Consider the following 22,429-nt stretch of genomic DNA (forward strand, 5'->3'; position numbering starts at 1 on the left):
TTTGCCCAAAAATAGCTCAAAACCTCTGCCCTAGTATTTTTGGGTATTTATACTCATTGCAAAAGTGACACGCTCCCAAAAGTCGAACCACCAGTCAGGCTTCTTCGATTCCTCCATCACACGATAGAAGTGGGAGTAGGAACACTCCAAAAGACCAATCAACGAGTAGCAGCAGCGGTAAAGCCAGCTATAAATGCACTGTGGAAATGGGCGTGCAATCAAATGTTCATGTAGATGAAACGCTAAGAGTGTTTGATGGGGGTTAAAGAAGGGCTATGGACGGCTAGTGGAGAGGGATTCTGTTTATTCCATTCCGCGGATACTTTTGTGACGTGTGGAACTAGAAACCATGCTGGGTACAGAATTTGCTGGGGTCTTAAGCTCAGATGATTTCAGCGTTTATAATGGTGGCACAATCACAGCTCAACAGAAGTGTCTAAGCTGTTGTGCATTTAAAACGCATATTGGTATAATATAACATAATGATATTCAGAAAAAGTGAATGCCTGCTAAAAACTTTCTCAGTTCCGAGACAAAGTAAACTCTGCAACAAGCATTAAAAGACCATGAGCATCCAGACATTCGACAAAGAGCGTTAATATTTTTATTACTAAACAACGGAAATACACAAGCTCAGACTGCTGAACTAATTGGATGTTCTCTCATAAAAGTTGCCTACGGTCGCATTCATGGTCATCCTGATAATTTAGACAGTTTTAAAGATAATAGGATGAAGGGTAATTACCGAAAAGCCACATAAAAATACATTGATTTACTTTTAGAAACAGTTGAAATAGAGCCTGAGAAATATGGTTATGAGTTCGGAATATGGACAACAGCTAGACTTGCAATACATCTAGGAGAGCAGACAGGAATAGAGCTGAGTAGTACCCAATTTAGGAGGATTTTAAACTCAAAAAAGTATGTTTTCTTTTCGGCTAAATCTAGCTTAGAGTCTAAGCAATATACGGTATAAAGGGGGTTGATTTAAAAATAAATTAGCGGAGTATTTAAAAATAGAAAAGTAATATCCAAACCTTTTGCAGGTATGGTTTTAGAACGATAGTGCATTTAGTTTAAGGGTGATTAGAAGGAAGAACTGGTGTATAAAAGTAACTCGAAGTAACATTCATAGGAGAGCGACGAAAAAGTCGTATTAATGTTATGGGTGGAGTAAGATATTAAGATAAAAAAAACGGGTATATTTTATTCCATCTGGGAATTATGCTAATTTTTATGCAGTGCTGAAAAAATTTTATGAAGATTTAAAAGCCGAGTGGATATTGCAAGTAAATTTAGCGGAAGACTTTCAAGATAAAGGCTGTAAGTTTGTGAGATTTTTGGACAACGCTAGTTTTCATATAAAAGCAGAGACTTTGCAGAAAATAGCGTCATAAATGCCGAATCTAATCATAGAGTTTTTGCCAAAATATAGCCCGGACTATAACGTAGTTGAATTAGTATGGCATTCCGCCAAGGAATATGTTGCTAATAGATTATTTGAATTGAAAAACTAGAATCACTGTTACATAAACTTTTAAATGAGGGCGGGCTAAGAGTGCCCAACCCTACTCCCTACAAGAAAATTTACTCTTTGTGGAAGAGGCCGGAAAGCTTGTTGTTAAGAATGATGCAATATTGTGGGAGTAATTGATATCTGCTGGCATTTTCCCCAAACCTGTAGAGGCGAGTTTTACCAACTATAAATTGCCTAAAATCAATAATCTCATAAACCCGCCCCCACCCGACGATAAAATGCTGGATAGAGAATTGTGCAAGATGTGCGAGTGAATTGATATCTTGTGCCGAACGCCACAATCAGCCAGATGTTTCAATCCTACAGCCGACTATTGCCACAGGTGCAACATATGAATTTATTAGATATATTAAACAAAGCTAGTTTTTTCTATAATAACGCTTATGGCTGTCAATTTCGCTACGTCCCCCGCTTCTAGTCTCAAACCAGAAGCCCAGAATATCTCAGCACTCAAACAAGTCTTCCAGACAATTGATGCCGATAGCTGTCCGGGTTCCTATAATTTTCATATGCACACAGTCTACTCTGACGGGCGATTGCAGCCAGAGAAATTGATGGAACAAGCCATAGCCCGCGGTCTCAAGGGCTTAGCTATCACCGACCACCACAGCACCGAAGGCTACGTTAAAGCTCAAATTTGGCTGGATAATTGGAAATTAAACCATCCTGACAAAAATAGTGAAGCACCTAGTCTCTGGACAGGCGCTGAAATTAATGCCGAATTGCTCAACAATGAGGTACACATTCTCTGTTACGCCTTCGATCCGCAAAATCCCAGTCTCAAACCTTACTTGCGAGGTAAAAGTACAGAAGGCACCTATTGTTATTCAGCAGCCAGGGTAATTGAAGCTATTCATGAAGCAGGAGGTTTAGCAGTTCTAGCACATCCTTGCCGGTATCGATCGACTGCCGATCAACTAATCCCAGAAGCAGCTCGTTTCGGCATTGACGGTGTAGAAATTTACTATGCTTACGGTAATCCAAATCCTTGGAAACCAAGCCCCAAACAAACTGCTTTAGTCAAAGATTTAGCAGAAACTTATGGTTTGCTGGGAACTTGTGGCACGGACTCTCACGGCCTGAGTCTTTTAGTCCGAATCTAAATAGTTCGGAAATAAGAAGTGCTTTATCCTGTCCTTGCCAGTCTAAGCGTTAGCGGATATATCTCTTATGAAAGCAATCACCATGAGCCGAAAACAAACAGTTGATCAGGTCAATCGATTTTAGATTTTAGATTTTAGATTTTAGATTGACTGCACGGATAAATACGTTCGGCAAGTTTCATTTGATACAGGTTTTTTATTTCTGGACGGATGAATCACGTGGCGGGTATCCTGGATGCTTGATTGTCATATTAGGTGCGCTAAAATGACTATAAAATTGTTTGGTAGTGAGGACTTCAGTCCTCATAAAAGTCTGTGGACTGAAGTTTTTACTACTTGCCTGATAACGGCTATTTTACGGGACGTGAGATAATTGCGATCGCCAGAATGAGCTTTCGGTATCCAAAAGTAAGCAATTGCTTTCTTCAGGTAATATTCTTGCAACTCCGAGAGACATTGCGCCCTAAAAACCAGTCGCCCTTCTACCGTTCGGGGAACAACTGACAGGCCCTGTTCGTTGGCTGATTTGCCCACTCCAAGCGAGAATTTCCAAATCGATCCATCCAACCTTCCAAATAAGCGCGATTAGCCTTTTTTTCCTCTGGATCGGAGGTATTCATGGGATGAGGTGCTAAACCAAAAATAGTCGCCGTCGTCACGCAAAACATCGACTTCTGAAAACTTTGGCAAATTTGCACCCGCAGATCATCTTCACCCCGACAGCTAGTGCGATAAACTGCGTGCAAATACTCCGGCAAATAATGCCGCATATCTTGCATCAATTGAGTTGGCGGAATCCCTGCACCTCCAATAGGTAATGGATCAGCAAACAAAGCCCCGTAGGCAAAATCTTTTTGTTTTTCCGGGATTTGATGGGCTTGAGCGTTGTAGGAAACTGTGCCAAAAAAAGCTGTGCCCCGAAAGAAAACAGCCTCTACATAAGGCACCGCTACATCTGGTAAAAATGTCAAGTTAGCCGAGGCCGGAATGATATCGTAGACTTGACTGTGAATCTTGACGCTGTAGGTAATCGGTAGGCTGGCGGCGGCGACTAAACCGGCTTTGACAAAATCAACTACATCAGAAATAGACTTAGTTTCCCCTCGATCGTAGGAATCAGATAAGTCCATAAACAAATCGCTCATTACCCGCCAAAACTGACCGAGACCGGTGTAGTAAGCCAGCATCCGCACTTGTTCCGGCAAAAAATTAGGAAAGGTTTTGTTTAGTCCCTGCATGAAAAAATTGCCTTTCAATTTAGCAGCGATCGCCTTTTCGACCAAACTGCTAAATTCCGGGGAATCCAAATAACTGTCCAAACCGCCGCCGCCGTGCCAAAGCATTGTTCTCATGCAATACTCAGCATACTCAAAATTTATGCGATCGTGCCACAAATAGCGAATTAATTTCGGCAGAGTCACATCTCCGTTGAAATATTTAAAAAACGGAAAAAGCACTAAAAACTGTTCTTCTGCAATATAGTTGAGATTGCGAGAATAGGCATCTAAAACAATAGCATAACTTTTCAGTACGCCGACAACTTCAACTACATTTTCCGTAGATTCAGGCAGTAAAGCTTTGCCTGATTCCAAGATGTCAATGTATGCGGATAGGGGATGGGAAGATGGTTTTAATACGGTACTTGTCATTTTTATTTAACCTTAATTGAAGGAAGGCACGACACGGATTTGAACACGGATACACTGATGAATGGAATAGGTAGGGACACGGCAGTGCCGTGTCCCTACAGCAGTCTGCTGTATTTTATGGGATTGAAAACTGCCATAGGACTAAAGTCCGATGCTACTGATATCTTGCACCATTCTCAATTAGCCCTAGGGGCGGGTTCGCCAACAGCCTTAAAGCTTGCAAATAGGTTATATAAGCCCGCCCGACCCCACGAAAAATCCTCTTATTGATATTGCTGCAAGATGTCAGATGCTACAAACTTAGGTCATATTTTATTTCAAGTTTTGAGCAATCACTTTAACTTGGGGTGGCACATTAGCAACCATTCCGATCGCAGTTTTTTCGCTCAAAGCAACTAAAACTCCCGGCTGCACTCCCATGATGGCAATAATTATTGCTAAAACCAGCGAAGGAATGCGATCGTCCCAGCGGACTTGCGGCAAATTTACCACCACATCAGAAAGGCGGCCGAAAAAGGCGCGGTTGACCATAATTAAAAAGTAAACTGAAGTTAAACCAGTGCCAATCATGCAGAGCAAAGTTTGCAGGGGAAACACTGGCAAACTGCCCCGAAATATCAAAAATTCAGCAATAAATCCAGCCAAACCAGGAATGCCGGCACTAGCCATCACGCCGAGGATCATTAAACTGCCAATCATCGGCAAACCGCGATCGGGATTGAACAAACCTTTGAGCACATCGATGTTGCGGGTGCCGGATTTTTTGTAAATAACGCCGACACTCAAAAATAGCAGCCCTGAAATTAAACCGTGGCTAACCATTTGCAAAACTGTTCCCAGCATACTAATCGGAGTAGCTGCGGCGCTAGCTAACAAAATGTAGCCCATGTGAGCGATCGAACTGTAAGCTACAATTTTTTTCATATCTTTTTGGGCGATCGCGCAACTCGCCCCGTAAAGCACGCTTACCACCGCCCAACTCGCCAACCAAGGTGCCGCCACCGCCCACGCATCTGGAAACAAACCCAAACCAAAACGCAGCATCCCATAAGTTCCCAGCTTCAAAAGCACCCCCGCCAGCAGCACCGAAACCGGCGTCGAAGCTTCTACGTGAGCATCCGGCAGCCAAGTATGAAAAGGCACCAAAGGCATCTTAATTCCAAAAGCCAGCAACACCCCTGCCAGCAAAACAATTTGCCTTACCAAAGGCAATGGCAATCCTCCTTGTAAATGCGATGCGCCCGCTGCACCAACCATATCGAAACTCGAAGCACCGCTAAGCCAACCAGTACCCAAGAAAGCAGCCAGGAGCACAATTCCCGAAAATGCAGTATAGATTAAAAACTTAGTAGCAGCATAACCCCGGCGCTCGCCTCCCCAAATCGCAATTAACAGGTAAAGCGGAATCAATTCTACCTCAAAAAACAGGAAAAACAGCAGCAAATTTTGAGATAAAAAAGCCCCTGTTACGCCGCCGGTAATTAACAAAATCAAAGAATAATAAAGTCGAGGTCTGCGGATCGACTCATCCGTAGCGTAAATAGCTATTCCTGTCAGCAGAGTATTTAAAATTACCAAAGGCAGAGCCAAACCATCAACACCGAGATTGTAATTCAATCCCAAAACATCTATCCAAGGAATGAATTCCGCAAACTGCAACTGACTGGTACTGGCATCAAACTGAACTGCCAAAATCACCGAGAGAATAAAAGTTATACCCGCAATGGCGATCGCGACATTCCGAACTATTTTAGAACTCACTGAACCAGGCCAGAGCCCAATCAGGGCAGCGGCCAACATTGGTATCCAGATTAAAGCACTGAGCATCAATTAAAACTTTCCTTTGTTACACAGTATTTAGAGCTATAGCAATCCTAAATCATTTGTGAATTTCTTACTCCCTCCCCAAGGCATCGGGGAGGGTTGGGGTGGGGTAAAAAAATTACGACTCCTGCAAGGATTGCTATATATTTAACATTAACGCAAAGCAACTGAATAAAAAAGCTATCGGCTGATTTTCTTGTTAACATAGATTCAAATGTCTCTGGAATCCTCCTATGACCTCAACTCTTACAGATCGAGAAGATTTGCAAATTAAATCTGGTTCTCCTTCCACCCGCCTCACCGTTGCCGACTTGGAACAACTGCAAAGTATACTCTCGGAAGCACATCTAGACTACCAATTAGAACTGGTAGACGGGAAGATTATCGTTATGGGCCCATCAGACATTGTATCGAGCGAAATTGGGGCAGAGTTTGGCAGAGTTTTACTAAACTGGGTCAAACCCCGCAAACTCGGACGGGTATTTGAATCTAGCGGCGGGTTTATCCTCCCCAATTCCGATCTGAGAGCTCCCGATGTTTCGTTTGTGGTAGCCGATCGCCTCAAGCAAAGTAAAAGGTATTTTGCCGCACTCGTTCCCGACTTAGTTGTAGAAATAAAATCTCAGTCCGATCGCCTAAAACCCCTGCAAGAAAAAATTTTATCTTTTATCGAACTCGGAGCAAAACTAGGAATATTAATCGACCCAGACAAGCGCACAGTAACAATTTACAGTCCGACAGCCCAGCCAGTGGTATTGAGAGACGGAGACATGATTTCAATTCCCGAACTTTTGCCCGGTTGGGAAGTTCCAGTGACCGAATTGTGGCCGATCGAGTTTGAATAAAAGTAGATAAAAAAGCAGACAAACCCAGAATAAAATCATCTGCGTTCATCTGCGGTTTAAAATTAAATAACATCAGACAAAAAGCAGACAAACCCGAAAAATTCATCTGCCAACCTCTGCTGTTTAAAACTGCCAAATAATCAACCCCAGCAACACCGCAACCCCCCCCACAATAGTCAACACATAAAACTGCGACTGACCGGTGCCACTGTACTTCAACCCTTCACCGCTGAAAATTGTGGCAAAACCGAACAAATTCACCGCCCCATCCACCACATACCTATCAGTCCAAGCGCTGATTTTAGAAATAAAAGCCACAGCCCAAACGACAGTCAAGCGGTAAACTCGATCGATATAAAAATCGTAAGCGAACAAATCCTGCACCGCCGGCACCGGCAGCCGTACCGGTCGAGGTAATACCCCGTACCAATAAATCGCCACCCCAACCGCAACGCCAATCAACCCAGATAACAACAACAGCGGCGTATCCAGCGTCTTCAAAAGCAAATTTAAAGCATCAAAATCTCCCGTTTCCGCCCAAGGCCCAGTCCAACTAATTAACAGTTGCCACCGCTGCAACATCCAAGGCACCAACAGCCCCATCACCGTCAAAATTACCATCGGCAAAGCCATCTGCCAACCAACTTCGGGAGCTCTGCGAGTTTTCGGCTGCGGTTTTCCAGCAAACACTAAACCGAATATGCGAGTTAAATTTAGCGCTGTCAAACCGTTAACTACAAGCAGCACTATTACCAGCCACAAAGGCACAGTCCAAAAACCGTTGAGCCAGCGTCGCATCGCCCAAAAGTTGCCCAAAGGCAACAACGCTACCATCCCCGCAGCGCCTACTAAATAAGCCGTAGTCGTGGCAGGCATCTTCGACCACAACCCACCCATTTCTGTTAAATCTTGAGTGTTAGTTGTGGTAATAATTGACCCTACGCTCATGAATAATAGGCCCTTCGCGATCGAGTGGGCGAACAGCAACAGCAAAGCAATGTCAACTTGATTTAGCCCCACAGCGATAAACACCAAACCCATAGAAGCGCTGGTAGAATGCGATAGTGCTCTTTTGATGTCGATTTGGGCGATCGCCACCAAGGAAGCCCCAACAGCCGTCACCGCACCCAAAACCACCAGCACCCCACCCGTCACGGGCGACAGCGCTAAAACAGGCTGAAGTTTAATCAAAACATAAGCCCCAGCGCCCACAACTACCGTATTCCGCATAATCGAAGCCGGGTTGGGCCCTTCCATCGCCTCGTCGAGCCACAAATGGAAGGGAAATTGAGCGCACTTGGCCGTAGGTGCGGAGATTAAAGCTAAACCTAAAAGAGTCGCCACTAGGGGAGACAAAGTTGCAGTTTCCGCCCATGTTTCCAAATCGGAAAAATTCAAACTTCCCGCTAAAGTTGAAAGCGTCACTACTCCCATCAGCAGCGGCACGTCTCCTACACGCTTGGTTAAAAACGCATCACGAGCGGCTGTTACTACGAGCGGTTGAGCGTACCAAAACCCGACTAGCAAGTAAGTTGAAAGCGTCAGCACTTCCAACAAAGCGTAAGTTAGAAGCAGCGAGTCGCTAATGGCAATGCCGCTAATTGCCGCTTCAAAAAAACCCATCAGCCCAAAAAATCGAGCTAGCGCCCAGTCTTTTTCCATGTAGCCTAGAGCGTAAATTTGTGCTAGCAAACTCAGAACACTCACTAACTCCATTGCTCCAACGCTGACGGTGGAGATTTCTATTGCAAAAGACAAATCTAAATCGGCTGCTTGCACCCAGTGCACGAGCAACTGTTGGGGCGGTTGATCCCAAGTCGCTGTAAAAATAACTGACCCGTGCAGGAAAGCCAACACCGTCATCAGCAAATTGAAGTAAGCTGCTGGTCTCGGGCCTGTTCTGCGAACGGTGCCCGTAGACCACGGCAAAGTTAAAATTGCGCCTATTAAGCCATATAAAGGTACCCACCAACAGGCTTGGAGGAGAAATTGAGTCATTTAATTTATCCCTTAAACTTCAAATTACGAGCTGCCTTTATACAAAAACAGTCGCGGGCGATCGCGCGAGGCCCTAAAACTTTGACTAAACCCGATCGTATAGTTGTGGCAAAATAATTTGCAGTCCAGATTAACTATACATGAAAGCATCAAAACTGATAATTATCTCAACACTAATTTATAAGCTGAGCAGAGGAGGCACTCAAAGAAAAAAATGTCTGCCGATGGGCCAAGACTGCCTTTTTTGGCTATTTACCCGCGATCCCCATTTTGAACTCCCCTAATTTCCTGCCAGCGATCGGCTCCGGCTTCGCATACCGAACTCTACTTTATGAGTATTCTTACTTACTTTAATCCCCCCTCGCTCTCGGTATCTACCCCTCTAAATATTAAGATTATTAAATAAATATGAAATTATTTTAAGTAACATAAAAAATTTTAATTTTTGTTATTAAACATTATGATGTTAGTTTATATTGTCAAGGTGGACAGCTTCCCCTATTCTTATAGGATAGGAAGCTTTACACTGCCTTACTAAAAAATGTGGGCCTCCCCGTCCAAATTTTTAGATTTCTCAAAGATTTGTAACGGTAATTTCGCTCATCCTCAAAGGAGATTCAAAAATGTCAATTGCCGTGGGAATGATTGAGACAAAAGGTTTTCCCGCTGTGGTGGAAGCTGCCGATGCTATGGTCAAAGCTGCCCGCGTTACCCTCGTGGGGTATGAAAAAATCGGCAGCGCCCGCGTCACCGTAATTGTGCGCGGCAACGTGTCGGAAGTCCAAGCCTCAGTCGCAGCCGGAGTGGAATCCGTCAAGCGGGTCAACGGCGGAGAAGTCGTCTCTACCCACATCATCGCTCGCCCCCACGAAAACCTAGAATACGTTCTGCCGATTCGATATACAGAAGCAGTAGAACAGTTCCGAGGCTACTAAGTTCTTAGCGCACAAAAATTTCGTTAAAGAAAAATTTGTGCGATCGTCAAAAATTAACTGTTTAGTTCCCCAAATATTCAATCAGGAGTAAAACCAATGGCAATTGCAGTTGGCATGATCGAAACCCTAGGCTTCCCCGCAGTGGTAGAAGCCGCTGACGCGATGGTCAAAGCAGCCCGCGTCACCTTGGTAGGCTACGAAAAAATCGGTAGCGCTCGGGTTACGGTCATTGTAAGAGGAGATGTCTCGGAAGTGCAAGCTTCTGTCGCAGCCGGAGTAGAGTCAGTGAAGCGCGTTAACGGCGGACAAGTGATGTCCACCCACATTATCGCCCGCCCTCACGAAAACTTAGAGTACGTGCTGCCGATTCGCTACACCGAAGCTGTAGAACAGTTCCGTGAAGGCGTGAGTGGCATTCGCCCTCTCAACAGATCATAAGATAGGCGATTCCCTACGGGATAGCTTCGCTTCACGGCTGTTAGGGGCGTTTGGTAATTAAAAATTAAAAATCGCGATGTTTTTGATTTAGCATTTTTAATTTTTAATTGAGGTGGGCATGGGATATTGGTTATTAGTCATGAATCATGAGTCCGTCGATTTTAGATTTTAGATTTTAGATTTTAGATTGACTCTCGCATTGAATTGGGGAGCTTGAACTCTTAGTCTAAAATTTCGATCTCGTCCACTTAAGTGGGGAATTTTACCCGTTTCTGGCGAGTCATTAGTTACTAGACGAAAAACTCTAAAAGACGCAGAGCAGACAGAAGAAAGCAAATCTAAAAACGACAAGTGACTAAGTGAAAAAATGACAATTACCAATTACCTATTACCTATTACCTAAAATGCAAATGGCCAAAGTTCTCGGCACAGTTGTCAGTACCCAAAAAGAGCCGACACTGAGAGGATCGAAATTTCTACTGCTGCAATTCATCGATGAGGAAGGTTCGCCAGTTCCCGGCTATGAGGTAGCCGCTGACTGTGTGGGCGCTGGTATAGATGAATGGGTTTTAGTAACCCGAGGCAGCGCAGCCCGGATCGCGCCCGGAAGCGAAAACCGTCCGATCGATGCTCTAGTAGTAGGCATTATAGATACTGTCAATGTAGAAAACCGCCTCATTTACAGTAAAAAAGACGACCCGTACGGCTAGTTGCAACCGTTAGCAGTTAGCAGTTAGTGGAAAAATAACTAACAACTAACAACTAACAACTAACAACTAACAACTAACAACTAACAAAAAGATTTTTCAGCTTAGGAGAACTTAATTTATGGCAGTCCGCAACGTTGCGGCTCCCCCGACGCCTTGGTCGAAAAACTTGGCTGAGCCTAAAATTCACGACACCGCCTTCGTACATTCCTTTTCTAACATTATTGGGGATGTGCATATCGGTTCTAATGTGATGATTGCCCCCGGGACATCTATCCGCGCCGATGAAGGCACTCCTTTTTATATCGGACAAGGAAGCAACATTCAAGACGGAGTAGTGATTCACGGCCTAGAACAAGGCCGTGTCACAGGAGACGACGACAAATCCTATTCTGTGTGGGTGGGGAAAAATACTTCCCTCACCCACATGAGTTTAATTCACGGCCCGGCCTACGTGGGCGACAACTGCTTTATCGGCTTTCGCTCCACGGTGTTCAATGCCAGAGTGGGCAACGGCTGCATTGTCATGATGCACGTACTAATTAAAGATGTGGAGATTCCCCCCGGTAAGTACGTACCTTCGGGAGCCATCATCACTAATCAGAAGCAAGCCGATCGCTTGCCTGACGTTCAAGATTCTGACATTCAATTTGCGACCCATGTCATCGGCATCAATGACGCTCTGAGAACGGGTTATCGCTGCGCTGAGAACATCGCCTGTCTAGCACCAATTCGCAACGAGCAAACTAAAAACCCAAATATGACTCAAACCAAATATTCTACCCATGCCGGCACCCAATTGAGTTCAACTCTTGCCGATAGCATCCGTAATTTACTAGCTCAAGGATACAGCGTGGGAGCCGAACACGCCGACGCACGCCGCTTCCGTACCGGTTCTTGGCGTACTTGCGGCCCGATTTCCTCAACCCGTGACTCTGAAGTGATCGCGGCTTTGTCAGCTTGCATGGCCGAACACCAAGGAGAATACGTCCGCTTGATCGGGATTGACACCAAAGCCAAGCGCCGCGTACTAGAAGAAATCGTCCAAAGACCGGGAGACAACGGCTCTAACGGTTCTAACGGTGCGAAAACTCACCAATCTAACGGTAAAGTTGCACAACAAGCTTCATACCACAATAGCGGTTCCGTGTCAAGCGGAAAATTGAGTGCCGAAACAGTGACTCAGGTTCGGGGCTTGCTAGCTCAAGGCTACAAAATTGGCACGGAACACGCCGACGCGCGCCGCTTCCGCACCAGTTCTTGGCAAAGCGGGGCTTCGCTGCAAGTCAGAAACGAATCTGAGGCGATCGCCGCTTTGGAAGCTGTGATGAACGAGTACCCCGGTGAGTACGTGCGCTTGATCGGGATTGACCCGAAAGCTAAGCGACGCGTGGTTGAAGAAATTATTCAGCGTCCCGACGGCCCAGTTGCTCAATCGGCTAAGCCTGCAGCAACATCGGGATACAAAGCAGCTTCGACTGGTTCGGCCAGCAGCGGCAGTTTGACCGGCAAGACGATCGACCAAATCCGCAACCTGCTTTCCCAAGGCTACAAAATTGGCACGGAACACGCCGACGCGCGCCGTTTCCGCACCGGTTCTTGGAGCAGTTGCGCCCCGATCGCATCCAACCGCGAATCCGAAGTGATTTCTGCCCTCGAAAGCTGTCTCAAAGAACACAGCGGCGAGTACGTCCGCTTGCTGGGCATCGACTCCAAGGCGAAGCGCCGGGTACTCGAAGAAATTATCCAGCGTCCTTAATTTGCTAGGTAATTAGCTTGTTTCTCCCGTTAAGCCCTCGCGTTGGGGCCAACGGGAGAAACCCCAGCGGATTTAAGTTGGATTTGAGATAGTTAAAAAGCTCGAATGAGAAATGTTGGTCAAAATCTAGAATCTTCGGAAAGTTTCTATAAAACGTTAAATCATCAAGCTTCTCAGTATTAGTAAATTATCGTTTCTTAGATTGACATGGTTAAATTTATCAGTCGAGAAAACCCATAATTTAAAGTCGTTTTATCGAAAAAAATAGCTCCTTTCATGGTGAAGTCGAATGTATTTATCGCCACTGCAATTAAGTAGCAACTCTCAGATTTTGATGAGTGGCGATGTAGTTGTGAATGAGGGTGCGGCGATCGCCCCTGGAGCAATCCTGCAAGCAGAGCCCGGAAGCCGGATCTCGATCGCCGCCGGTGCCTGTATCGGTATGGGAGTTATCCTTCACGCCCGTGAAGGTACTCTGGAAATCGCGGCGGGCGTAATTCTGGGTGCAGGGGTGCTGGTGGTAGGTGCGGGAACGATCGGGGAAAATGCCTGTATTGGCGCCGCGACGACCCTAATCAATCCTTGTATCGACAAAATGCAAATTATGCCAGCAGGTTCTCTAATGGGAGATACCAGCCGCCAAGTCGCCGCAGAAGCAACAGCAGCAGCGCCAACAGCAGCGCCAACAGCAGCGCCAACAGCACCAGAACCCCCCGAAGCCACTACGCCACCAGTCGATCGACCGATCGAGCCTTTCGAGCCGATCGAGCCGCCACAACCCGCCCAAACACCGCCTCAAACTGCGCCGGAGACTGCCCCAGAGCCACCGGAACCCACCACCGCAGAGCCGCCCCAACCAGGGGAAACGCCAACTATTCTATATGGCCAAGCTCACATCAATCGGCTGTTGGGGACGCTGTTTCCGCACCGGCAAGCTTTTAATCGATCGGAGGAAAACGGCCAAACTCTATCGGGCGGTTCCGGGTAGCCGTCAATCGATTGCGCGATTTTCGATTTTAGATTTGAGATTGAAGCATTGACTTGCGCGAGATAAATTCGGGGTTCCTTTATGGGATACAGGTTTTTTATTTCTGGACGGATGAATCACGTGGCGGGTATCCTCGATGCTTTCGGTCATTTCGGCAAAAGCCAGCTATGCTAAAGGCAGAAAGATCAAATATAAATAGGTAATCTCATATTATTGGTAGCTCAGCAATTTGTCAGACCTTGCAGCAGCAATCAGTGTCTTGTAGCTCGTGCAGTCTGTCTTCTCATCTGAGAAACTATAAACTATCAACAAATTTTTATTTTGGGAAGTTTCTAAGGGTAATAGAAGATGGACGGACAAACAGATCGTAACAGTCACCAAGAGCGATCGCAGCGCCAGGAATACTTCAAAGACACTGCTTTGGGTTTGGTATCGACCAAGAGTTTTCCGGCAATTGTCGGGACTGCTGACATGATGCTCAAGTCGGCAGGAGTGATTTTAGTAGGATACGAAAAAATTGGTTCCGGTCACTGTACCGCGATCGTCCGGGGCAGAATTTCGGATGTGCGTTTGGCTGTGGAAGCTGGAGCTCAAACTGCCGAACAGTTCGGGCAGTTTGTTTCTAAGTTAGTGATTCCTAGACCTTTGGCTAATTTGGAAGTGGTTTTGCCGATCGGCTTTCGGCTGACTGAACTTTCGGAAAAAGGCAGTTATTCTCGGCTTAGCAATCAGGCGATCGGTTTGCTCGAAACCCGCGGATTTCCGGCAATGGTCGGTGCTTGCGATGCTATGCTCAAATCTGCAGACGTACACTTGGCAGCTTACGAGAAAATAGGCGCCGGCTTGTGTACGGCAATTATTCGCGGTGCAGTTGCAGATGTAGCAGTAGCCGTAGAAGCCGGGATGTACGAAGCTGAGCGAATTGGCGAGTTGAACGCGGTGATGGTAATTCCGAGGCCTTTGGAAGATTTGGAACAAACTTTACCGCTGGCGAGTTGCTGGATCGAGCAGCGTAAACCTGTGATGATGCCCATGTCGGTTAAGGAAAAGGAACAAGAATTGATCGAACTTCCAGATTTGGAGAAATTGAGAGTTTATGTGGAAGAGGAAATCAATCGGTAATTGGTAATTAGGCAACAAAAGTTTGTAGAGACGTACTGTCGCAAATACTGAGACGAAATTTGTCAAAAAAATAGAGAGTTTACTCGGTAGGACTGCTGGCAACAATTTATACTGAGTAGCGGTCTCAAACTTAATTTGCCGATCTAGCCGATCGTCGCTGCATCAAGAGACACCGAGCACCAAGTAAAACTAGACTTTTGAGAGCAAGTCGATCGAGTAAACAATCGAACTGACTAATAAGTAAATCCAGCCGACGTGCAAAGCCTTTCCACATGATTTAACTACTGTTAAAATAAACCAAAAATCCTGTTTACGGTAGATTGCCCGGAATCATTCAAGAGTTACTCTGACCGCAGGTGGATGCTCTTTCAACAGATTAACGGCTGTCGAACTCAAAACTGACAGCACAGGAATCAACCCCCAGAATCAAGCACTCCTGAAAGTTGACCTATGAACCTCAAACAATTTTACAAGCGCGGTTTGCACAGCGCCAAGAAAGGAAACTATGAAGCGGCGATCGACGATTTCGATCGCATACTGCAACTCAATCCCGCCGATGCCAAAGCCTATAACAATCGCGGCTTGGTGTATTATTACATGAAAGACTACCAAAAAGCGATCGCAGACCTCAGCCAAGCCCTAGATATCAATCCTAATTTCTTCGAGGCTTACCTGAATCGAGGCAATGCTTGGCGTCATCTCGGAGAACACGACAAAGCCATTGAAGATTTAAACTGTGCTTTAGCAAATAAGCCTAACAGCCACGCTATCTACAACAACCGGGGACTGGTACTTGCTAATTTAGGAAACTACGAAGAAGCAATAGAAGACTACAATCGAGCTCTCTCTATCAATTCCAACAATTATAAAACCTATTACAACCGGGGGCGCGCTTACTACCTTTTGGGAGAAAAAGAGGCAGCAACGGAAAACTTTAACGAAACGCTGCGGTTGAATCCTAAATATATCAAAGCTTACATAAATCGAGGTCTCTGTTACCACCAACTAGGAGACAATACGCAGGCGATGGCCGATTACAACATTGCACTCGCCATCGATCCACAAAATGTTTATGCCTATTATAACAGAGGTTGCGTTCGCTATAAATTAAAACAAATGCAGCTTGCAATTGAAGACTTTGACCAAGCAGTAGAACTCGATCCGAACTATGTTAAAGCTTATCTCAACCGGGGTTTAGCGCTGTATAAACTTGGAGATGTTGCGGCAGCAAATAAGGATTTTTACCACGTAATGTGCATTAATGCTGAAGCTTATGTATACTACCAAGCCCAGCGGTGCACGCCTGATATTAATTCATACTTCAAGGAAGCGCCGCAGGTGGAACTTAATAATGCTGCGGAATACTACAACACAACATTAAATACGATGTCAACTTCCTTAAGTTCTGCAGCATTAAACGCGGTCTGGAATCAAGAAGATTTGGAGAACAGAGACTCGATTATCTGTGAAGGTGAATTTATTAATGATTGATTTATTCAGTAATCAGGGAGCTTGCGTACTTAGTCGGCTAAAATGTTACAATAATATCTCATTTTAGCACACGATCGGGAGCATCTCATATTTGTAAAAACACTTCTTCTGGCTCCTTCCTTCTTCCTCTTCCCTCTTCCCTCCTGCCTCCTGCCTCCTGCCTCAAAACTCCAATTTCTAGCGGAGGCCTGCTTTCATTGAGATGCTCCCACACTAAGTATGGAAGAACCATAAACATTAACTGAAACTATTCCATAATGCCATTGAAGATTTTAAGTTCAGCCGTTCTCCGGCAAGGGCAACTTCAATTTCCGTTTAACACTTGAACAATTGAATCAGTAAGTTCCTGAAACCTTGCTCTCCCAAGCCGCCCGACAGCAGCAAGGGCTAGGTTCTCTTCTATATGTTTTGGCGCTTTCATCCCTACAAGGGCACTCAGGAGGCCAGGGGCGCTGCGGGTATATTGGAGCGCCCGCTGGCAGTCTGTCCGCAAGCTTTCGCCAAAGGCAGAAGCAATCTTTTCTGGGATCTGACCGATAACCTGCGCTTCACAGATCGACCTACTGGCGATCGCCCAAATGCCTAAGCGATCGGCAGCTTCCAATACTGAGACTTGTTCTCCTTTGATTGTTTGAGTTGGGCTTAGCACAGCTTCCGGCATCCCCATATTCAAAGGAAGCTGGATAAACCGAAACCCATCCTCTTTGTTCCCAGCTACTTCGCGAGCAATGGACTTCGCACGCGCCAGATCGATATGGTACTTTTCAGTTGGAGGTACGCGAAAAGCATTCCAAGTTGCCACACCGTAATTAGCAATTTTTCCAGCTAAAACCGCACCTTCAAGTACCTCAAAAACCTCTCGCAACCGATTGTAAAAAATATCGGGTTCAACTTGAGAAAGTAGCTTTTCTGGATTGTGAAGATAGTAGACATCGATTGTCTCAATGCCGAGGTTGGCGAGGCTCCAATTAAGCTGATCTTGAATGTATTCTGGGTGGATGCAGTAACGCTCCTGGGCCAAATCTGCCATGCTGATAGTAGAGTTGTTTGGCTCGACGTACTGCTGATAAAACCACTCTACATGGTTGGGAGTTGGATGGGGAACAACGCCGCCTTTCGTACAGATAATTAGTTCATCCCTTGAGGCTTCTCCCGATTCCAGGAGACGGCGGATAGCCTTTCCTACGCTCCGCTCTCCGTACTGGTAGCGGTAGTTAATTGCTGAGTCAATTAGGTTGGCACCCCGCCGAACCGATTCCACTACAGCTTCCGCCACCAGAGTGTCAGTATACTCATCTGGTTCCCCAAGGTAAGTGCCAATTCCAATCGAGCTGGCCACAAGCGAACCAGTTTCTCGGAAGTGATCGGCTGCACAGTTTTTGTTGTGCCGTTCCCTGTAACGCCGCGTTCCTTCTGCGGTAGCTCTGCCTGCGATCGCGATCGCATTATTATTTCCTAAGCTAACATTCATTAAGTTTAAGCCCTCCTTCATTGAAAATTTTCCTCAAAGTGACCAAGGTAGAAACGCGATCGCTCGCGCCTCTACATTTTTAGACCAGATGTTTGGGAGCCTCTATTAACTGGCGATCGACAAGATAGGAAAAATAAGTCCGAAACAAACTCGCATCCGCTTGCGGGCAGATAATGTCCGTTCCAGAAAGTCCCTTCAACGCATTCTGGCAATCAAATTGCAGCGTCGCAGATTTAGCCATGTCTGCATCAGAAACTTTTTCGGAAAAAAGACCGACAAGCGGGTACAAAGCATGAGCGGGAGAATTTCCAGCGCGATTGATTATTTCTGCTTGCCAAGTCTCAGACGAAACTCGTTTGATTGGATAACCCATTGAGCAAATCCAGCCAAGCAATTCGCTCATTTGAAAGGACTGAGTGTTGACTAAATGAAACGTCTTTCCGAGCAATTCTTTTTGGCTCGAAAGATGAACGATCGCTCCGCTCACATAGTCAACAGGCGCTACATTCATCAGCTTATCGTCATCGGGTGCACATCCAAGTTGCACGCAACCAGCGATTAACCTGTACAGTAAATCACTGGGATTGCAGGCCCCTGTTTGGCTGTCCCCAGAAATGCGACCTGGCCTGTAAATGGTAACAGGAATGCCGCGATCGCGCGCGACCTCTACTAACTTTTCTGCCACCCACTTAGTCTGAGTGTAAGCGCCTTTGAGACCCTCTCCCGGAGTGAGTTCGTCCTCCTCTCGCACGTGCTTAATCCCAGATTCTCCCTTTGCCGAAAAAACGGAAATAGTAGAAATTAAATGGACTGGTTTTAGCTTACTTTGACTCGCCAATCTCAGAACTTCCTGCGTCCCCAAAACGTTAGCCGGTTTGAGAACAGAGTAGGGATAAGTAAACTTGACAAACGCGCCATTGTGGTAAATGACATCAATTTTACTGGCTAAAACTCCGAACTGCTCCTCGGAAAGCCCCAAAAGTGATTGAGACAGATCTCCAGCAATTGGGATAATGCGATCGCTGCTGCTTTCATCCCAAATTAAATAGGATTCGAGGCTGCTTTGAATCCGCTTTTTAGCTGATTCTGCATCGGCAGAACGGACTAGGCAATAAATTTCTGCTTGAGTTTGTTGCAAGAGATCGCGGAGTAAAAAGGCTCCCAAAAAGCCCGTCGCCCCTGTTAAGAAAATGCAAGCTGGTTCAGTTTTTGGCTCGCTCAATGGAGTTGCAGGGCGAATTGCCGGATCTAAAACAACTTCAGCATTAATATCGAAACTTGCAGTGCGATCGCCCGCTGTGTTGCCCCCTTGCTGCATTTCGATTTTTTCAGCTAAACCAGCTACAGTAGGAGCTTCAAACAAAACGCGCAAAGGCAATTCCACCTGAAAACATTCTCGCACTTTGGCTAACAACTGAGTAATCAGTAATGAGTGTCCCCCCAAGTCAAAGAAATTGTCGTGAATTCCTACCTGTTTAAGGTTGAGAAGCTGGCTCCAAATTTCGGCAAGAATCTCCTCAGCGGGAGTGCGAGGGCCTACAAACGTATCTGTAAAATTGGCTGCTACGGACGGTGCAGGAAGCGCTTGACGGTCTATTTTGCCATTGGGAGTCAGTGGCAGCGCTTTCAGAACCACAAAAGCAGAAGGTATCATGTATTCGGGCAGTTGTTCTTTGAGGAATGAACGCAGGCTTTCAATTAGTTGTGAGTCCTGAATGCTGGGTTTTGAGTGAGAAACAATATAGGCGACTAAACGCTGATTTCCCGGTTCATTTTCTTGAAGTAAAACGGCTGCCTCGCGTACAGAGGGATGATGAGACAGCCCCGCCTCAATTTCTCCTAATTCAATGCGGAAACCTCGCAGCTTTACTTGGCGATCGACGCGATCGATAAATTCTATATTTCCGTCTGGCAAATAGCGAGCTAAGTCGCCAGTTTTGTAAAGTCGAGTTTCCGGTTCCTGATTCAATGACTTGCAAATAAATTTTTCTGCGGTGAGTTCTGGTTGGTTTAGATAGCCGCGAGCCAATCCCGCACCAGCAATATATAATTCACCGGCTACCCCTACAGGAACCGGCTGCAAGTGCGAATCGAGCAAATAAATCTGCGTGTTGGGTAGTGGGCGACCTAAAGGAACTGTCTGGGAAATGCGATCGCCTTGCATTTTTACCTGATAAGTCAGCACGCCTACAGTTGTTTCTGTCGGCCCGTAATGGTTGAAGATCGAGCAGTCTGGATTGTATTTCTGAATTGTTTCAATTAAATTCCACATCAAAGGCTCACCGCCGAGAATTAATCGCTTTTTCGGTAAGATTTGCGCGGGGTTAGAAGCGCTCAACAAAGCTTTTAAGTGAGAGGGAACAATTTTCAAACAATCGATAGAATGTTGCTGAAAATAAGCCGCAATTGCTTGAGGATCTGTTGCGCGTTCTTGAGAGATAATGTGCAGGCATCCACCCGAACACAAAGCGGGAAAAATAACAGTGTGTCCTAAGTCGGCTGCGAAGGTGGAAACGGTGGCATAATTTGCACCTGATGGCAGGTTTAATCTTTCTTGAATGCCGTGCAGGTAATTGAGCAGTTGGCGGTGTTCAATAGCGACTCCTTTGGGTGTGCCGGTGGAACCGGAGGTATAGATAACGTAAGCTAAATTTTCACCAGAAGCAGAGACGAAAGTAGTAGGAGAAAAAGAGAGAATGTCTGTATCTAAGCAGACGATCTGTGCCTGAGTTTCCGGCAAATTTGTGATTAGATGCTGTTGCGTTAACAGCACTGGAGTCTGAGCGTTTTGCAACATCAATGCTAGGCGCTCTTTGGGCATGGCTGAATCGAGCGGTAGGTAGGCGCCACCTGCTTTGAGGATGCCTAGAATTCCAGCGATAGCCTCTAAAGAGCGATCGACGCAAATGCCGACAATCACCTCTGGCTTGACACCTAATTGTTGCAAGTAATGGGCAATTTGGTTAGCGCGGGCGTTGAGTTCGCTGTAGGTAATTTGCTGATTTTCACAAACAGCAGCTATACTGTTGGGCGATCGCTCTGCTTGTTCTTCAAAAAGCTGGTGCACGCACTTATTGAGCTGGTAATCTGCTTTGGTGCTGTTGAATTCTAGTAATAATTGATTTCGGGCGCGATCGCTCAGCATTTCGAGCTTGCCGATTGCGGTTTGTGGGTTGCTGGCTACACTTTGCACTAAGGCGTAAAATTGCTCGGCCAAGCACCGGATACTGTTGTCTGCAAGGAAGATAGGATCGTAGTGAAACTCAGCGGCGAGCGAGTCATTTTGGCGGTGGCAAGAGAGTTTAACTTTGAAGCGATCGCAGCACGCATACTGCTTGTAAATCGAAAAAAATACGCCACTAGCCGAATGCTTTTTGAGGTGTTCCTCAAACTCGAAACCAAATGGAAAGCCGGAAGAGTTGCCTAGATATTCGTGGGAGAAATATTCTTGATACTTGTATGCCTCGCATTCTTCCTGCTGAATTTGGTGCAAGGTTTCCGCGAAGGAAAAGTTTTCTGTTAGTTGGCTCGACAGCGGTAAAAATTTGGCAAACAGCCCAAGCGCTGGCTCTAGTTCTTCGTATTTTCGACCGTCGAATGCCACGCCAACAGTGAGCTCTGATTGGCCAATCAGTCGCCAGAGCAAAATTTTCCAGCAAGCGAGCAAGAATGTAGAAAGTGAGGTGTTGTACTGGCGGGCGATATCTTCCACTTGAACCAGCAAAGCTGACTCTAATTTGACCTCAAAAGCTTGGGGAGTAAATTGAGATGGCGCGTTAATTAATCTATTTTCAAACGGCAACCTTAAACTCGCTAGCGCCGATAAATCTTGTCTAGTCCAGTATTCTTTGCCCTCCGCCGCTTCCTCATCTTCGAGCAATTCATTTTGCCATTCGGAAAATTGAATGTATTGCACAACTTCATCGGTAATTTCTTCGCCGTGAAGGCAGGCGGCATAGCACTGGCTGATTTCTTGAACCAGATTTTTTAGTGTGCGACTATCGGCGCACAGTGCGGGCAAACTAACCAGTAAAATGTGCCTTTCAGATGAAAGTGTAATTAAAGACAAGTGCCAAACAGGATTGCGATCGAATTTGAAGAAAGCGCTCTTTTCTTGCTGAAAAATCTCTTCTATTTTGGCTTCTTGCTCCTGGGGATTTACTTCACTCAAGTTAACCCAGTTCCACGAAACAGAGCTATGTTCGGAGATAACTTGTATAGGAATTTTTAGCCCTGCCTTTCCCTGAAAGCTTGTGCGGATAATTTCGTGGCGATCGCTAACTTTTTCTAAAGCTTTCTTGAGGTTATCAGTTTGAAGACTTCCCTCGATCGAAATAGCGGATTGAATGCGGTAAGCAGGGCTGTCTTGCTGCAAAAGCCACAGATATTTTTGCTGGGGTGAAAGGCGAAATCCATTAATTGTTTGCATTGTTCCTCTTTATCAAAGCACTACTTTATTCTCGTTACATTTGCCTGGAAGAGATGATATTATGCCCGATCGATTGACCATAATATCCCGGCCGGGCGGGTTTTTGAGATTGTCAATTATTGGCAGATATTGT

General features: G+C 45.7%; 14 protein-coding genes and 1 pseudogene. 10 read left to right on the top strand and 5 right to left on the bottom strand.

Annotated features, from left to right (window positions below):
- Positions 1-544: 544 nt before the first annotated feature.
- Positions 545-1,654 (top strand): annotated as a pseudogene (locus tag QUA88_RS11475) (IS630 family transposase).
- Between the two features lie 266 nt (positions 1,655-1,920).
- Complete coding sequence (locus QUA88_RS11480; protein WP_333053453.1) at positions 1,921-2,640, top strand: PHP domain-containing protein; 720 nt, start codon at positions 1,921-1,923, stop codon at positions 2,638-2,640.
- A 482-nt stretch (positions 2,641-3,122) separates the two neighbouring features.
- On the opposite strand, the gene QUA88_RS11485 is transcribed toward QUA88_RS11480, so the two are convergent.
- Together QUA88_RS11485 and QUA88_RS11490 are read right to left on the bottom strand one after the other, a co-directional pair.
- Entirely contained in the window at positions 3,123-4,289 is a 1,167-nt protein-coding gene (locus tag QUA88_RS11485) for a CO2 hydration protein (RefSeq protein ID WP_333209389.1), read from the bottom strand.
- A 312-nt stretch (positions 4,290-4,601) separates the two neighbouring features.
- Positions 4,602-6,116: an NADH-quinone oxidoreductase subunit M gene (locus tag QUA88_RS11490; RefSeq protein ID WP_333271764.1), complete on the bottom strand. Its 1,515-nt coding sequence runs from the start codon at positions 6,114-6,116 to the stop codon at positions 4,602-4,604.
- Between the two features lie 230 nt (positions 6,117-6,346).
- Between QUA88_RS11490 and QUA88_RS11495 the strand changes: the two genes are divergently transcribed.
- Positions 6,347-6,958, top strand: coding sequence for a Uma2 family endonuclease (locus tag QUA88_RS11495; protein ID WP_333271767.1), 612 nt, complete (start codon positions 6,347-6,349; stop codon positions 6,956-6,958).
- Between the two features lie 123 nt (positions 6,959-7,081).
- Here QUA88_RS11495 and QUA88_RS11500 read toward each other — a convergent pair whose 3' ends face one another.
- Positions 7,082-8,956: an NAD(P)H-quinone oxidoreductase subunit F gene (locus QUA88_RS11500; protein ID WP_333271770.1), complete on the bottom strand. Its 1,875-nt coding sequence runs from the start codon at positions 8,954-8,956 to the stop codon at positions 7,082-7,084.
- Between the two features lie 623 nt (positions 8,957-9,579).
- Between QUA88_RS11500 and QUA88_RS11505 the strand changes: the two genes are divergently transcribed.
- From QUA88_RS11505 to QUA88_RS11535, 7 genes are all read left to right on the top strand, one after another.
- Positions 9,580-9,891 (top strand): carbon dioxide-concentrating mechanism protein CcmK, encoded by a 312-nt coding sequence (locus QUA88_RS11505; RefSeq protein WP_006635059.1) that lies wholly within the window; start codon positions 9,580-9,582, stop codon positions 9,889-9,891.
- 96 nt (positions 9,892-9,987) lie between these two features.
- On the top strand, positions 9,988-10,329 hold the full coding sequence (locus tag QUA88_RS11510) for a carbon dioxide-concentrating mechanism protein CcmK (protein WP_006635058.1): 342 nt from the start codon (positions 9,988-9,990) through the stop codon (positions 10,327-10,329).
- A gap of 404 nt (positions 10,330-10,733) precedes the next feature.
- The gene (locus tag QUA88_RS11515) at positions 10,734-11,039 is read left to right on the top strand and encodes a EutN/CcmL family microcompartment protein (RefSeq protein WP_006635057.1); all 306 of its coding nucleotides are present in this window, start codon (positions 10,734-10,736) and stop codon (positions 11,037-11,039) included.
- Positions 11,040-11,157: 118 nt separating this feature from the next.
- The gene (locus QUA88_RS11520; protein ID WP_333053458.1) at positions 11,158-12,795 is read left to right on the top strand and encodes a ribulose bisphosphate carboxylase small subunit; all 1,638 of its coding nucleotides are present in this window, start codon (positions 11,158-11,160) and stop codon (positions 12,793-12,795) included.
- Positions 12,796-13,084: 289 nt separating this feature from the next.
- Positions 13,085-13,783 (top strand): carbon dioxide concentrating mechanism protein, encoded by a 699-nt coding sequence (locus QUA88_RS11525; protein WP_333053460.1) that lies wholly within the window; start codon positions 13,085-13,087, stop codon positions 13,781-13,783.
- A 348-nt stretch (positions 13,784-14,131) separates the two neighbouring features.
- Complete coding sequence (locus QUA88_RS11530) at positions 14,132-14,905, top strand: BMC domain-containing protein (protein WP_333053461.1); 774 nt, start codon at positions 14,132-14,134, stop codon at positions 14,903-14,905.
- A gap of 450 nt (positions 14,906-15,355) precedes the next feature.
- A complete protein-coding gene (locus QUA88_RS11535; RefSeq protein ID WP_333053462.1) occupies positions 15,356-16,396 on the top strand; it encodes a tetratricopeptide repeat protein in 1,041 nt (346 codons plus the stop codon).
- Positions 16,397-16,700: 304 nt separating this feature from the next.
- On the opposite strand, the gene QUA88_RS11540 is transcribed toward QUA88_RS11535, so the two are convergent.
- Together QUA88_RS11540 and QUA88_RS11545 are read right to left on the bottom strand one after the other, a co-directional pair.
- A complete protein-coding gene (locus tag QUA88_RS11540; protein ID WP_333053463.1) occupies positions 16,701-17,888 on the bottom strand; it encodes an aldo/keto reductase in 1,188 nt (395 codons plus the stop codon).
- Positions 17,889-17,946: 58 nt separating this feature from the next.
- Complete coding sequence (locus tag QUA88_RS11545; protein WP_333271774.1) at positions 17,947-22,296, bottom strand: amino acid adenylation domain-containing protein; 4,350 nt, start codon at positions 22,294-22,296, stop codon at positions 17,947-17,949.
- Between the last annotated feature and the right edge of the window lie 133 nt (positions 22,297-22,429).

The sequence above is a fragment of the Microcoleus sp. D3_18_C2 genome (assembly GCF_036702395.1).
GTDB lineage: Bacteria > Cyanobacteriota > Cyanobacteriia > Cyanobacteriales > Microcoleaceae > Microcoleus.